Origin of the sequence: Bacillus sp. TH19, from assembly GCF_016651075.1 — a bacterium.
GTDB lineage: Bacteria > Bacillota > Bacilli > Bacillales > Bacillaceae_G > Bacillus_A > Bacillus_A mycoides.
The window spans coordinates 1-15124 of record NZ_JAEKEO010000010.1; the positions used below are offsets into that span (position 1 = coordinate 1).

The window sequence follows — 15124 nt, forward strand, 5'->3', positions numbered from 1 at the left end:
AAACCTAAGTCGTTTCGACTTAGGTTTTTTTGTGTTTATTTTTATTTACCGAAGGTTAAAATCCATAAATTTAATAATCCTAAAGACGAAAAAAGAATGAAATAGAGGCAGTTTAAAATAATGGTAATGATTTTTTGTGCTCCGGATTTTTCGAATGCTCCTAAAATAATCCCTAAGAATAGAAAAGATTATTTCTATCATAATAATGAGAGTAGAAAAATGGGATGATAGAAATAAGCATTCAATAATTACAGCAATTACTGCGATAGAGAAAAAAATAGGATAATAGCACAGTTATTTTTTTTCACGGTTATTCCTCCTTTGAAATTAAATCGTTATAATATAGGTTCTATCGATGTATAGAACACAAGAGAGTATACATATTGATTAAAACATACTGAAGTATTATATAAATAGTTATACGTAAAATAGATCTCTAGAAATATATATTCTAATTCCCTTTCCTTCTTGCATATAGTTGCAATTCTTCTTTTGAATATAACTAAAACACGAACGTTATCGATGACTAATAAAAAAACATTCGATTATTTATTGACATTGTTTATGAAATATTGTTAATATAGCCATAGAAACAATAATATATAAGACCTCATATAATCGCGGGGATATGGCCTGCAAGTCTCTACCTAACGACCGTTATTCGTTAGACTATGAGGGAAAGTCACTCGGTATTTTTCTATTCACAAGGGATACGTATGCCTGAGTAGAGCACTTTCTCTCATAGTAAAAGAGAAACTGTTCTATTTCAGGCTTTTTTTATTTGAATCGGGGGGATTCTAATATGAAATCACTAGTTGGAGTCATAATGGGAAGCACGTCAGACTGGGAAACAATGAAATATGCTTGTGACATTTTAGATGAATTAAATATACCGTATGAGAAAAAAGTTGTATCCGCTCATCGGACTCCGGATTATATGTTTGAATATGCAGAAACAGCTCGTGAACGTGGATTAAAAGTTATTATTGCTGGAGCCGGTGGAGCAGCGCATTTACCAGGAATGGTTGCAGCGAAGACAAATCTTCCTGTAATCGGTGTCCCAGTTCAATCAAAAGCGTTAAACGGCCTAGATTCATTATTATCCATTGTCCAAATGCCAGGAGGGGTTCCAGTTGCAACTGTTGCAATTGGTAAGGCTGGTTCAACGAATGCTGGATTGCTTGCTGCACAAATACTTGGATCATTTCATGATGACATACATGATGCATTAGAGTTGAGACGAGAAGCTATTGAGAAAACTGTGCGTGAAGGTAGTGAGCTAGTATGACGAGAATCATCTTACCTGGAAAAACAATCGGCATTATTGGAGGCGGCCAGCTTGGAAGAATGATGGCGTTGGCAGCTAAGGAAATGGGTTATAAAATTGCTGTTTTAGATCCTACAAAGCATTCACCATGTGCACAAGTTGCTGATGTTGAAGTCGTTGCACCATATGACGATTTAAAAGCAATTCAGCATTTAGCAGAGATAAGCGACGTTGTCACATATGAATTTGAGAATATTGATTATAGATGTTTACAATGGCTTGAAAAACATGCTTACTTACCACAAGGTAGTCAGTTGTTAAATAAAACGCAAAATCGTTTTACAGAAAAGAATGCAATTGAAAAAGCTGGGTTACCAGTAGCATCGTATAGATTGGTTCAAAATCAAGATCAACTTACAGAAGCAATTAAGGAGTTATCTTTCCCTTCTGTCTTAAAAACAACGACAGGTGGATACGATGGTAAAGGGCAAGTGGTTTTAAAGAGTGAAGCTGATGTTGTGAGAGCAAAAGAACTTACTAATAAAGCAGAGTGCATTCTAGAAAAATGGGTGCCCTTTGAAAAAGAAGTATCAGTTATTGTAATTCGTAGTGTAAGTGGTGAAACGAAAGTATTTCCGGTAGCGGAAAATATTCATGTAAATAACATTTTGCATGAATCTATCGTTCCAGCCCGCATTACAGAAGAACTTTCTCAAAAAGCAATTGCTTACGCAAAGGTACTTGCGGATGAACTAGAACTTGTGGGAACACTAGCGGTAGAGATGTTTGCTACAGCTGACGGTGAGATTTACATTAATGAATTAGCACCAAGACCTCACAATTCAGGACACTATACACAGGATGCATGTGAAACGAGTCAATTTGGTCAACATATTCGAGCAATCTGTAATTTACCTCTTGGAGAAACAAATTTGTTAAAACCAGTTGTCATGGTAAACATTTTAGGCGAACATATAGAAGGGGTCCTAGGACAAGTGAATAGACTAACCGGGTGCTATTTACACTTGTATGGAAAAGAAGAAGCAAAAGCACAGCGAAAAATGGGGCATGTTAATATTTTAAATGATAATATTGAAGTCGCTCTAGAAAAAGCGAAGAGTTTGCATATTTGGGACCATCAAGAACAACTGTTGGAGGGAAAAAGATGATTAATCGTTATACACGCCCTGAAATGGGTGCGATTTGGACGGAAGAGAACAAATTTAAAGCGTGGTTAGAAGTTGAGATTTTAGCGTGTGAAGCATGGGCTGAGCTTGGCGATATTCCAAAAGAAGATGTGAAAAAAATTCGTGAACATGCATCATTTGATATTGATCGTATTTATGAAATTGAAAAAGAAACACGTCATGACGTAGTTGCTTTCACTCGTGCTGTATCAGAAACACCAACATTAGGCGAGGAACGTAAATGGGTTCATTACGGTTTAACATCTACAGACGTAGTAGATACAGCGTTATCTTATATCTTAAAACAAGCAAATGAAATCTTGTTAAAAGACTTAGAAAACTTTGTTAGTATTTTAGCTAATAAAGCGAAAGAGCATAAATACACGATCATGATGGGAAGAACACACGGTGTACATGCAGAGCCAACAACATTTGGTTTAAAACTTGGTCTTTGGTATGAAGAAATGAAACGTAACGTAGAGCGTTTCAAACAAGCTGCTGATACAGTTCGCGTTGGTAAATTATCTGGTGCGGTTGGTACATATGCAAATATTGATCCATTCGTAGAAAAGTATGTTTGTGAAAACTTAGGATTAGAAGCAGCACCAATTTCAACACAAACATTGCAACGTGATCGTCATGCACATTACATGTCAACACTTGCACTAATCGCAACATCTGTTGAAAAGATGGCAGTTGAGATTCGTGGTTTACAAAAGAGTGAAACACGTGAAGTTGAAGAGGCTTTCGCAAAAGGTCAAAAAGGTTCTTCTGCAATGCCACATAAACGTAATCCAATTGGATCTGAAAATATGACTGGTTTAGCTCGTGTTATCCGCGGTTATATGATGACAGCTTACGAGAATGTTCCGTTATGGCATGAGCGTGATATCTCTCACTCTTCTGCAGAACGCGTAATTTTACCAGATGCTACAATCGCGTTAAATTACATGTTAAATCGCTTTGGTAATATCGTTAAAAACTTAACTGTATTCCCAGAGAATATGAAACGCAATATGACAAGAACATACGGCTTAATTTACTCTCAGCGCGTAATGCTTACACTAATTGACAAAGGTCTGGTACGTGAAGAAGCTTATGATATCGTACAGCCTAAAGCAATGGAAGCTTGGGAAACACAAGTACAATTTAAAGAGCTTGTAGAATCTGACGAGCGTATTACAAGTAAGTTAACGCAAGAAGAAATTAACGAATGTTTCAATTATGAACATCATATGCAACACGTTGATACAATCTTTGAACGCCTTGGATTAAACGAAGCGTAAAATTTCATATGGCACAGAATAGAGTCATTCTGTGCCATTCTTTATAAAAATATTATTCACATTTTTCAAACTACAGGGGGCTTGCGAAATGCAAAAGCTAGAATTGCTGTATGAAGGTAAGGCAAAAAGAATTTATCGTACAGAAGCAGCAGATATGGTTTGGGTAGAGTACAAAGATAGTGCGACTGCTTTCAATGGGGAGAAAAAAGCGACAATTACAGGAAAAGGTCGTTTGAACAATGAGATTACAACTTTATTGTTCAGAAAGTTACAAGAAGTTGGAATTAAAACACACTTTGTGGAGAAGTTATCTGATACAGAACAACTTGTCAAAAAGGTGAGTATTATTCCATTAGAAGTTGTCACAAGAAACGTAATTGCAGGTAGTCTTTCAAAAAGACTAGGAATGGAAGAAGGAACTGCTCTTACAACACCAATCGTAGAATTTTACTACAAAGATGATGATTTAGGAGATCCACTTGTAACGGAAGATCATATTCGTTTGTTAAATGTTGCAACACCAGAGCAAGTAAGCGTATTACGAGATGCAGCTCTACAAATCAATCAAGTGATGATTGAGCATTTCGCAAGCTGTCGTGTAAGATTAGTAGATTTTAAATTAGAGTTTGGCGTAACAGAAGAAGGGGAAATCATATTAGCAGATGAAATTTCACCAGATACTTGCCGTTTATGGGATGAAACGAGCAATGAAAAATTTGATAAAGATGTATTCCGTCGTGATCTTGGGAATTTAACAGAAGCATATGAAGAAATTTTAAAACGTTTAGGGGGAGCTTCACATGTATAAAGTTAAGGTATATGTAACGTTAAGAGAAAGTGTATTAGATCCACAAGGAACTGCGGTAAAGGGAGCGCTTCATAGTCTTTCATTTACAGAAGTACAAGACGTTCGAATCGGAAAATATATGGAATTAACAATTGATAAATCAGTATCTGATCTGGATAGCAAGGTAAAAGAAATGTGTGAAAAATTATTAGCAAACGTTGTAATGGAAGACTTCCGTTATGAAGTTGAGGAGGTTGTCGCACAGTGAAATTTGCAGTCATAGTATTCCCAGGTTCGAACTGTGATGTCGATATGTTCCATGCAATTAAAGATGAGCTTGGTGAAGAAGTAGATTACGTTTGGCACGATAGAGAGAATTTAGATGAATATGATGCAATTTTACTACCAGGTGGATTCTCTTACGGTGACTATTTACGTTGTGGTGCTATTTCTCGCTTTGCTAACGCAATGAAAGCAGTGCAAAAAGCTGCTGAGCAAGGAAAGCCAATTTTAGGAGTGTGTAATGGATTCCAGATTCTTGTTGAATCAGGATTACTACCAGGAGCATTAATGAGAAACGAAAACTTAAAGTTTATGTGCCGTACGGTTCAGTTACGTGTTGAAAATAATGAAACTATGTTTACATCACAATATGAAAAAAATGAAGTAATCAATATTCCAATTGCACATGGTGAGGGGAATTACTATTGTGATGAAGCAACTCTTAAACAATTAGAAGAGAATAATCAAATCGCATTCCGTTACGTAGAAAATCCGAATGGAAGCGTTTCAGATATTGCAGGTATTGTAAATGAAAAAGGAAATGTTCTTGGTATGATGCCACACCCAGAGCGTGCTGTAGATGAATTACTTGGCGGTGCTGAAGGGTTAAAAGTCTTTCAATCTATCTTAAAACAGTGGAGGGAAACATATGTCGTTAATGCTTGAGCCAAATCCAACACAAATTAAAGAAGAGCGTATATATGCGGAAATGGGGCTAACAGACGAAGAGTTTGCCATGGTTGAAAAGATTTTAGGCCGTTTGCCGAATTATACAGAAACGGGACTATTCTCTGTTATGTGGTCTGAACATTGTAGTTATAAAAATTCAAAGCCAGTTCTTCGTAAGTTTCCAACGACAGGTGAGCGTGTCTTACAAGGACCTGGAGAAGGCGCTGGAATTGTAGATATCGGTGATAATCAAGCGGTTGTATTTAAAATGGAAAGTCATAACCATCCTTCTGCAATTGAGCCATATCAAGGGGCAGCGACAGGTGTCGGTGGTATTATTCGCGATGTATTCTCTATGGGAGCACGTCCGGTAGCTCTATTAAACTCACTTCGCTTCGGTGAATTACAATCACCACGCGTGAAATATTTATTTGAAGAAGTAGTAGCAGGAATCGCAGGATACGGTAACTGCATTGGTATTCCTACTGTTGGCGGCGAAGTACAGTTTGATCCATGTTATGAAGGAAATCCACTTGTAAATGCAATGTGTGTAGGCCTAATTAATCATGAAGATATTAAAAAAGGGCAAGCACATGGTGCTGGTAATACAGTAATGTACGTAGGAGCATCAACTGGTCGTGATGGTATTCACGGTGCAACATTCGCATCTGAAGAGTTATCTGAAAGCTCAGAAGCGAAGCGTCCGGCAGTTCAAGTAGGGGATCCATTTATGGAGAAACTTCTTATTGAAGCATGTTTAGAACTTATTCAGTCTGATGCACTTGTTGGAATTCAAGATATGGGAGCTGCTGGTTTAACATCATCTTCTGCAGAAATGGCAAGTAAAGCAGGTATGGGTATTGAAATGTACTTAGATGATGTACCGCAGCGTGAAACTGGAATGACTCCATATGAAATGATGTTATCTGAATCACAAGAGCGTATGTTAATCGTTGTGAAAAAAGGTAGAGAGCAAGAAATAGTAGATTTATTTGAGAAGTATGGTCTTGCAGCAGTTACGATGGGGAAAGTAACTGAAGATAAAATGCTTCGCCTATTCCATAAAGATGAAATGGTAGCTGAAGTACCAGCGGATGCTCTTGCAGAAGAAGCACCAATTTATCATAAACCGTCAAAAGAAGCAGCATACTTTGCTGAGTTCCAGCAGATGAAAATGGAAACACCAAAAGTAGAAGATTATAAAGAAACGTTATTAGCTCTATTACAACAACCAACGATTGCAAGTAAAGAGTGGGTATATGATCAATATGATTATCAAGTGCGCACTAGCACAATCGTTACACCAGGTTCAGATGCAGCGGTTATACGTGTACGCGGCACAGAAAAAGGATTAGCAATGACGACAGATTGTAACTCTCGCTACATTTATTTAGATCCAGAAGTGGGCGGTAAAATTGCAGTAGCAGAGGCAGCACGTAATATCGTATGTTCTGGCGGGGAGCCACTTGCAATTACAGATTGCTTAAACTTCGGTAACCCAGAAAAACCAGAGATCTTCTGGCAAATTGAGAAATCAGTAGACGGTATGAGTGAAGCTTGCCGCAAGTTACAAACGCCAGTTATCGGCGGGAATGTATCAATGTATAACGAGCGTAGTGGTGAAGCTGTATATCCAACACCAACTGTTGGGATGGTTGGACTTGTACACGATTTAAAACACGTAACAACACAAGAATTTAAACAAGCTGGCGATTTAGTTTATGTAATTGGAGAGACGAAAGCTGAGTTTGGTGGAAGTGAATTACAGAAAATGATCTACGGAAAAATTTTCGGTCAATCACCAAGCATCGATCTAGATGTAGAATTAAAACGCCAAAAGCAAGTACTAGCAGCAATTCAAGCTGGCCTTGTTCAATCTGCACATGATGTTGCAGAAGGTGGTTTAGCAGTTGCAATTACTGAAAGTGCAATTGGTGCTAACGGTTTAGGTGCTACTGTGAAATTAGACGGAGAAGCAACAGCAGTATTATTTGCAGAATCACAATCGCGCTTCGTTATAACTGTAAAACGTGAAAATAAAGAAGCATTTGAGAAAGTGGTTGAAGCAATTCAAGTTGGAGAAGTGACAAATACAAATGAAGTAACAATTCATAATGAAGAAAATGAAGTATTACTTACAGCAAATGTAGATGAAATGAGAAAGGCTTGGAAAGGGGCAATCCCATGCTTGCTGAAATAAAGGGGTTAAATGAAGAATGTGGCGTTTTTGGAATTTGGGGGCATGAAAATGCAGCACAAGTTTCGTACTACGGATTGCACAGTTTGCAGCACCGTGGGCAAGAGGGCGCAGGCATTGTTGTAAATAATGGGGAAAAAATCATCGGTCACAAGGGGTTAGGTTTAATATCAGAAGTGTTTTCAAGAGGTGAGCTAGAGGGATTAAACGGGAAATCAGCAATTGGACACGTACGATATGCAACAGCTGGTGGAAGTGAAGTTGCTAACGTTCAACCATTATTATTCCGTTTTTCCGATCATAGTATGGCGTTAGCTCATAACGGAAATTTAATTAATGCAAAAATGCTTCGTCGTGAATTAGAGGCAGAGGGAAGTATTTTTCAAACAAGTTCAGATACAGAAGTACTTTTACACCTCATTAAGCGTAGTACAAAAGATTCTTTAATTGATAGTGTAAAAGAGGCTCTAAATAAAGTGAAAGGTGCGTTTGCATATCTTTTACTAACTGGAAATGAAATGATCGTTGCGCTAGATCCAAATGGATTCCGTCCTCTTTCAATTGGAAAGATGGGGGATGCTTACGTTGTAGCATCGGAAACATGTGCTTTCGATGTAGTTGGTGCAACATACATTCGTGATGTAGAACCTGGTGAATTGCTTATTATCAATGATGAAGGAATTCACGTAGATCGTTTTACAAATGAAGTAGACCACGCGATTTGCAGTATGGAATACATTTACTTTGCACGTCCAGATTCTAATATAGCTGGTATTAATGTTCATGCAGCACGTAAAAACATGGGGAAACGTTTAGCGGCGGAAGCTCCTATTGAAGCTGATGTTGTTACTGGTGTACCAGACTCTAGTATTTCAGCAGCAATTGGTTATGCGGAGGCGACAGGAATTCCGTATGAGTTAGGGTTAATTAAAAATCGTTACGTTGGACGTACGTTTATTCAACCTTCTCAAGAACTGCGTGAGCAAGGAGTTAAGATGAAGCTTTCAGCAGTAAGAGGCGTAGTTGAAGGAAAACGAGTTGTTATGATTGACGATTCTATCGTAAGAGGAACGACAAGTAAACGAATTGTTCGTATGCTTCGCGAGGCTGGAGCGACAGAAGTCCATGTAAGAATTGCTTCACCACCTCTTAAGTATCCATGCTTCTATGGCATTGATATTCAAACGAGAAAAGAATTAATCGCAGCAAATAATTCAATAGAAGAAATCCGTCAAATCATCGGAGCAGATTCACTAACATTTTTAAGTGAAGATGGATTAGTAGATGCAATTGGACGCCCATATGAAGGAAAATACGGTGGTCTATGTATGGCTTACTTCAATGGAGACTATCCAACAGCTCTTTATGATTATGAGCAAGAGCTTTTAGAAAGTATGAAATAAGAAGAAAAAAGCTTCTACTTCTTTTGATGTAGAAGCTAGCTTCTTTCTTAAAACGGCCGCCCTGGATGGGGAGAAATTAAAAGACGAGGTGTAAATAACGATGGCGAATGCATATAAGCAAGCAGGAGTAGATATTGAAGCTGGATATGAAGCGGTATCTCGCATGAAAAAACACGTACAAACAACAATGAGAAAAGAAGTGCTAGGCGGTTTAGGCGGTTTTGGAGGTATGTTTGATCTATCAAAATTTGCATTAGAAGAACCTGTATTAGTATCTGGAACAGATGGCGTGGGAACGAAATTGATGCTCGCTTTTATGGCAGATAAACATGACACAATTGGTATTGATGCAGTAGCAATGTGTGTAAATGATATTGTTGTCCAAGGAGCAGAGCCGCTTTTCTTCCTTGATTATATTGCTTGTGGTAAAGCTGAACCTAGTAAAATTGAAAACATCGTCAAAGGTATATCAGAGGGCTGTCGCCAAGCTGGTTGTGCATTAATTGGTGGAGAAACAGCTGAAATGCCAGGAATGTATTCTACGGAAGAATACGATTTAGCTGGTTTTACAGTTGGAATTGTTGATAAAAAGAAAATTGTAACAGGTGAAAAAATTGAAGCTGGTCACGTATTAATTGGCTTAGCATCTAGCGGTATTCATAGTAACGGTTATTCTTTAGTAAGAAAAGTGCTACTAGAAGATGGAGAACTATCTTTAGATCGTATTTACGGACGCTTAGAACTACCTCTTGGTGAAGAATTATTAAAACCAACGAAAATTTATGTCAAACCTATTTTAGAACTATTGAAGAAACATGAAGTATACGGTATGGCACATATTACAGGTGGTGGATTCATTGAAAATATTCCACGTATGTTGCCAGAAGGAATCGGTGCGGAAATTGAATTAGGATCTTGGCAAGTTCAACCGATTTTTAGTTTACTTCAAGAAGTTGGAAAACTAGAAGAGAAAGAAATGTTCAATATTTTTAACATGGGTATTGGTATGGTAGTAGCAGTAAAGGAAGAAGAGGCAAAAGATATTGTTCGTCTTCTTGAGGAACAAGGCGAGAAAGCTCATATTATTGGACACACTGTACAAGGGTCTGGTGTTACCTTTATTGAGGGAACAGAAGTATGAGTAGATTAGCAGTTTTTGCTTCTGGGAGCGGCTCTAACTTTCAATCTCTCATTAATGCGGTAGAAGACAAAATATTGGATGCAGATATTAGTTTATTAGTATGTGATAAACCAGAGGCACGCGCTATTGGACGGGCACACTATCACCATATTCCGTGTTTTTCCTTTTCAGCGAAAGCATATGAGTCAAAAGAAGCATTTGAAAAAGAGATATTAAAAAAGCTAGAAGAGTATGAAATTGATTATGTTATTTTAGCTGGATATATGCGTTTAATTGGAACGACTTTACTAGAAGCGTACGGCGGGAAAATTATTAATATTCATCCATCAATACTACCGAGTTTTCCAGGGAAAGATGCTGTTGGTCAAGCGTTAGAAGCGGGTGTGAAAGTAACCGGAGTAACGATTCACTATGTAGATGCAGGTATGGATACAGGTCCAATTATTGCGCAAGAAGCAGTAGTTGTTTCTGAAGGGGATACGAGAGAAAGCTTACAAAAGAAAATTCAACAAGTTGAACATAAATTATACGTAAATACAGTGAATCAAATTGTTCAGTCTGTGAAAAAACCAACTGTTAACTAACATACAACCAGGGGTGAAGGATAAATGAAAAAGCGTGCATTAGTAAGTGTTTCAGATAAAACAGGAGTAGTAGAATTTGTTAAAGGTTTACTTGAACAAGGGATTGAAGTTATTTCAACAGGTGGTACGAAAAAATTATTAGAAGAAAACGGCTTGCAAGTAATTGGTATTTCTGAAGTAACTGGTTTCCCAGAAATTATGGATGGTCGTGTAAAAACATTACATCCAAATATTCATGGTGGTCTATTAGCAGTTCGTGATAATGAAATGCATGTAGCGCAAATGAATGAATTAGGTATGGAGCCAATTGATTTTGTTGTTGTTAACTTATACCCATTTAAAGAAACAATCGCTAAGCCTGATGTAACATTTGCTGATGCAATTGAAAATATTGATATCGGTGGCCCAACAATGATTCGCTCTGCTGCGAAAAATCATAAATTTGTATCGGTAATTGTAGATCCAGTAGATTATGATGTTGTATTAGCAGAACTGAAAGAGAACGGTGAAGTAACAGAGGAAACGAAACGTAAATTAGCAGCGAAAGTATTCCGTCATACAGCGGCATATGATGCGTTAATTTCTAACTACTTAACAAAGCAAATGGGCGAAGAAAGCCCAGAAACAGTAACAGTGACATTTGAGAAAAAACAAGATTTACGCTATGGCGAAAATCCACATCAAAAAGCGACATTCTATAAAGCGCCATTCGCAGCAACTTCTTCTGTTGCATACGCAGAACAATTACACGGTAAAGAATTATCTTATAACAATATCAACGATGCGGATGCAGCACTTAGCATCGTGAAAGAATTTACAGAACCAGCAGTAGTAGCGGTAAAACATATGAATCCATGTGGTGTTGGAGTAGGAACTGATATTCACGAAGCATATACTCGTGCTTATGAAGCGGATCCAGTATCAATCTTCGGCGGTATTATTGCAGCAAATCGTGAAATTGATAAAGCTACAGCAGAAAAGTTACACGAAATTTTCTTAGAAATTGTTATCGCTCCTTCGTTCTCGCAAGAAGCTTTAGAAGTGTTGCAAAGTAAGAAGAACTTACGCTTACTAACTGTAAATATTGAAAAAGCGACAAGTGCAAGCAAAAAACTAACTTCTGTACAAGGTGGTCTTCTTGTTCAAGAAGAAGATACGTTATCATTAGATGAGGACGCAATTTCAATTCCAACGAAACGTGAACCATCAGAGCAAGAATGGAAAGATTTAAAACTAGCTTGGAAAGTTGTAAAACATGTGAAATCAAATGCAATTGTTTTAGCGAATGATAACATGACAGTTGGTGTAGGCGCGGGACAGATGAACCGTGTAGGTTCTGCAAAAATCGCAATTACACAAGCTGGCGAAAAAGCACAAGGTAGCGCACTTGCATCTGATGCTTTCTTCCCAATGCCAGATACAGTAGAAGAAGCAGCAAAAGCTGGAATTACAGCAATCATCCAACCAGGCGGATCGATTCGTGATGAAGATTCTATTAAAATGGCAGATGCGTATGGGATTACTATGGTGTTCACTGGCGTACGTCATTTCAAACACTAATAGAGGATGTTAAAAAAGTCCGGTCAAGATAACTGTCGCATGTCGTCGTTGCATAGCCAGTACGGTACTCATGTAGGAAAGCTACACTCCGTGTCCTCCTGGCAAATGCGCCTCGACCTGCTCGGTTCTCTTGATCCTCCTTTTTAACTTTCTATTGATACGGTTGTTTAAAAAGTCCGGTCAAGATAACTGTCGCATGTCGTCGTTGCATAGCCAGTGCGGTACTCATGTAGGAAAGCTACACTCCGTGTCCTCCTGGCAAATGCGCCTTGACCTGCTCGGTTCTCTTGATCCTCCTTTTTAAACTTTTATTGATATGAAAACAAACTAGGAGCATAGCTTCTAGTTTGTACTTATTTAATTATTGGGGGATGAAATATGAATGTTTTAGTAATTGGCCGTGGTGGACGTGAGCATGCTTTAGCTTGGAAGTTGGCACAATCTGAAAAGGTAGAAAAAATATATGTAGCGCCAGGTAATGAAGGTATGCGAGACGTTGCAACACCAGTTGATATTGATGAGAATGATTTTGATGCATTAGTCTTATTCGCAAAAGAAAACAATGTAGGCTTAACTTTCGTTGGACCAGAAATTCCACTTATGAATGGAATCGTTGATCGCTTTAAGGAAGAGGGACTTCGTGTATTCGGACCTAATAAAGCTGCTGCTGTTATTGAAGGTAGTAAAGCTTTTACAAAAGAATTGATGAAAAAGTATGATATTCCAACTGCGGCATATGAAACTTTTACAGACTATGAAGAGGCAGTAAAGTACATTCAGAAAGTTGGTGCACCGATCGTAATTAAGGCAGATGGGTTAGCTGCTGGTAAAGGTGTAACCGTAGCAATGACGCTTGAAGAGGCATTGCAAGCTGTGAAAGAAATGCTGCAAGATGTGAAATTCGGTGAAGCAAGCAAGAAGGTCGTTATTGAGGAGTTTCTAGATGGACAAGAATTTTCATTAATGGCATTCGTAAATGGAACAACCGTACATCCGATGGTAATTGCTCAAGATCATAAACGCGCTTTTGATGCTGATAAAGGTCCGAATACAGGCGGAATGGGTGCATATTCTCCAGTACCACAAATTCCAGAATCAGCAGTTCAAGAAGCGATTCAAACAGTATTACACCCAACTGCCAAGGCGATGATTGCAGAAAACCGTTCGTTTACAGGTATTTTATACGCAGGTCTTATTTTAACAAATGATGGTCCAAAGGTAATTGAGTTCAATGCACGCTTTGGCGATCCTGAAACGGAAGTTGTATTACCACGCTTAGAAAATGATTTAGTTGATGTATGTAACGCTGTATTAGATGAAAGTGAATTAACGTTACAATGGTCAAAGGAAGCAGTTATTGGTGTCGTACTTGCTTCGAAAGGATATCCAGAAGCATATAAAAAAGGTGAAATTATTAACGGATTAGATGCACTGCAAGATGTAATAGTTTTCCATGCGGGTACAGCGATGAAACATGGTGACTTTGTAACAAACGGTGGCCGTGTATTATTTGTTGCTTGTAAGGCGAATAGTTTACAAGAAGCGAAAGATAAGGTCTATAAAGAAATCGGTAAAATTGAGAGTGATGGTCTATTTTACCGAAGTGATATAGGATATCGTGCAATTGGGCATGAGATGATGAAAAGCTAATGTATAAAAAATCCCGCTGATTTCTCAGCGGGATTTTTATGCATCTTTATCTTTTTTCAATTTCCCTTTTTGCTTTGCCATTTCTCGAAGTAAATACTCGATGTGTGCATTGACGCTACGAAACTCATCATTCGCCCATTTTTCGATGACTGCGTGTAATTCAGGATCAATACGTAATGGAAAGCTTTTCTTTTTGGCCATAATCACTTACAACCTTTAGTATAGGCTTCCTGTATTAATAACTGGTTGCGCACCTTTATCTGAAACGATGGCAACTAATAAATTGTTCACCATATTTGCTTTACGCTCGTCATCGAGTTCCAGTACGCCTTCTTCATCTAACATATGGATTGAATCTTTCGCCATCTTCACAGCACCTTCAACAATCTCTTTTCTAGCAGCTAATACTGCTTTTGCTTGTTGACGCTGGAGCATTGCATGGGCAATTTCTGTTGCGTAAGCTAAATGTGTTAAACGAGTTTCTAATACTTCTACGCCAGCGATTTCAAGTCGTACTTCTAACTCACGCTTTAATTCTTCAGAGATCTCTTCAGTATTTCCTCGTAACGTGATGCAAGTTTCATCTTGGAAATTATCATAAGGATATTTTGTAGCAACGTGGCGGATTGCTGTTTCACTTTGAATTTCTACGAATCGATCGTAATGCTCAACACCAAACATTGCTTTTGCGGAATCAACAACTTTATATACGATAACGGCTGCAATTTCAATTGGATTGCCCTCAACATCGTTTACTTTTAATTTCTTACTGTTAAAGTTTTCAACACGTAAAGATACAGTTTGACGAAAAGCGAATGGAATTGTTAAAAATAAACCATTTTGACGAATTGTTCCTAAATAACTACCGAAGAACGTAATAACTTTCGCTTGATTCGGTTGAACGATACCGATACCTGTAGCTAAAACAGATGCTAATATGAGAGCTAAAATAGCTATTACAAACATTTCTTGTACAAGGCAAAATACACCGATAGCGGCTAAAACTAAAATTCCAATAACGCCGAGAAATCCATTAACATAAAATACTTGTTTTTCTTTCATATGATCGCCTCCTTGATATAAAAATGATATCACTTTTATATCATTACAT

The 15124-nt window shown here is 37.9% G+C and carries 14 protein-coding genes, 1 pseudogene and 1 riboswitch; of the genes and pseudogenes, 12 read left to right on the forward strand and 3 right to left on the reverse strand.

The window, feature by feature from the left end; translation table 11 throughout:
• Positions 1–41: 41 nt before the first annotated feature.
• Positions 42–298, reverse strand: a pseudogene (locus tag JFU54_RS30240) (hypothetical protein).
• 292 nt (positions 299–590) lie between these two features.
• Positions 591–692: riboswitch (purine riboswitch) on the forward strand.
• Between the two features lie 110 nt (positions 693–802).
• Between JFU54_RS30240 and purE the strand changes: the two are divergent.
• The 12 genes from purE to purD all read left to right on the forward strand — a co-directional run bounded on the left by purE (position 803) and on the right by purD (position 14013).
• Complete coding sequence (gene purE / locus JFU54_RS17870; protein ID WP_002010008.1) at positions 803–1288, forward strand: 5-(carboxyamino)imidazole ribonucleotide mutase; 486 nt, start codon at positions 803–805, stop codon at positions 1286–1288.
• Entirely contained in the window at positions 1285–2436 is a 1152-nt protein-coding gene (gene purK, locus JFU54_RS17875; RefSeq protein WP_002140188.1) for a 5-(carboxyamino)imidazole ribonucleotide synthase, read from the forward strand. Before purE ends, purK begins: the two co-directional genes overlap by 4 nt.
• Positions 2433–3740, forward strand: a complete 1308-nt coding sequence (purB, locus tag JFU54_RS17880; RefSeq protein ID WP_002139387.1) for an adenylosuccinate lyase — start codon at positions 2433–2435, stop codon at positions 3738–3740. The genes purK and purB overlap by 4 nt, the downstream gene beginning before the upstream one ends.
• Positions 3741–3828: 88 nt before the next feature.
• On the forward strand, positions 3829–4548 hold the full coding sequence (purC, locus tag JFU54_RS17885; protein ID WP_002029482.1) for a phosphoribosylaminoimidazolesuccinocarboxamide synthase: 720 nt from the start codon (positions 3829–3831) through the stop codon (positions 4546–4548).
• On the forward strand, positions 4541–4795 hold the full coding sequence (purS, locus tag JFU54_RS17890; RefSeq protein WP_000278823.1) for a phosphoribosylformylglycinamidine synthase subunit PurS: 255 nt from the start codon (positions 4541–4543) through the stop codon (positions 4793–4795). Before purC ends, purS begins: the two co-directional genes overlap by 8 nt.
• Entirely contained in the window at positions 4792–5475 is a 684-nt protein-coding gene (purQ, locus tag JFU54_RS17895; RefSeq protein WP_002140189.1) for a phosphoribosylformylglycinamidine synthase subunit PurQ, read from the forward strand. Before purS ends, purQ begins: the two co-directional genes overlap by 4 nt.
• The gene (gene purL, locus JFU54_RS17900; RefSeq protein WP_061676125.1) at positions 5459–7678 is read left to right on the forward strand and encodes a phosphoribosylformylglycinamidine synthase II; all 2220 of its coding nucleotides are present in this window, start codon (positions 5459–5461) and stop codon (positions 7676–7678) included. The genes purQ and purL overlap by 17 nt, the downstream gene beginning before the upstream one ends.
• Positions 7663–9078: an amidophosphoribosyltransferase gene (purF, locus tag JFU54_RS17905; protein WP_002124870.1), complete on the forward strand. Its 1416-nt coding sequence runs from the start codon at positions 7663–7665 to the stop codon at positions 9076–9078. Before purL ends, purF begins: the two co-directional genes overlap by 16 nt.
• Before the next feature lie 100 nt (positions 9079–9178).
• Positions 9179–10219 carry a phosphoribosylformylglycinamidine cyclo-ligase gene (purM, locus tag JFU54_RS17910; protein WP_002010019.1) on the forward strand — a complete coding sequence of 347 codons (1041 nt, stop codon included), beginning with the start codon at positions 9179–9181 and terminating at the stop codon, positions 10217–10219.
• Entirely contained in the window at positions 10216–10803 is a 588-nt protein-coding gene (gene purN / locus JFU54_RS17915; protein WP_012260224.1) for a phosphoribosylglycinamide formyltransferase, read from the forward strand. The genes purM and purN overlap by 4 nt, the downstream gene beginning before the upstream one ends.
• Positions 10804–10827: 24 nt before the next feature.
• Positions 10828–12363: a bifunctional phosphoribosylaminoimidazolecarboxamide formyltransferase/IMP cyclohydrolase gene (gene purH, locus JFU54_RS17920; protein ID WP_002010021.1), complete on the forward strand. Its 1536-nt coding sequence runs from the start codon at positions 10828–10830 to the stop codon at positions 12361–12363.
• A 378-nt stretch (positions 12364–12741) separates the two neighbouring features.
• Complete coding sequence (gene purD / locus JFU54_RS17925; RefSeq protein WP_201065738.1) at positions 12742–14013, forward strand: phosphoribosylamine--glycine ligase; 1272 nt, start codon at positions 12742–12744, stop codon at positions 14011–14013.
• A gap of 36 nt (positions 14014–14049) precedes the next feature.
• On the opposite strand, the gene JFU54_RS17930 is transcribed toward purD, so the two are convergent.
• Entirely contained in the window at positions 14050–14214 is a 165-nt protein-coding gene (locus JFU54_RS17930) for a type II toxin-antitoxin system antitoxin (RefSeq protein WP_001085171.1), read from the reverse strand.
• Positions 14215–14229: 15 nt separating this feature from the next.
• The gene (locus JFU54_RS17935) at positions 14230–15075 is read right to left on the reverse strand and encodes an SPFH domain-containing protein (RefSeq protein ID WP_201065739.1); all 846 of its coding nucleotides are present in this window, start codon (positions 15073–15075) and stop codon (positions 14230–14232) included.
• Positions 15076–15124 lie beyond the last annotated feature (49 nt).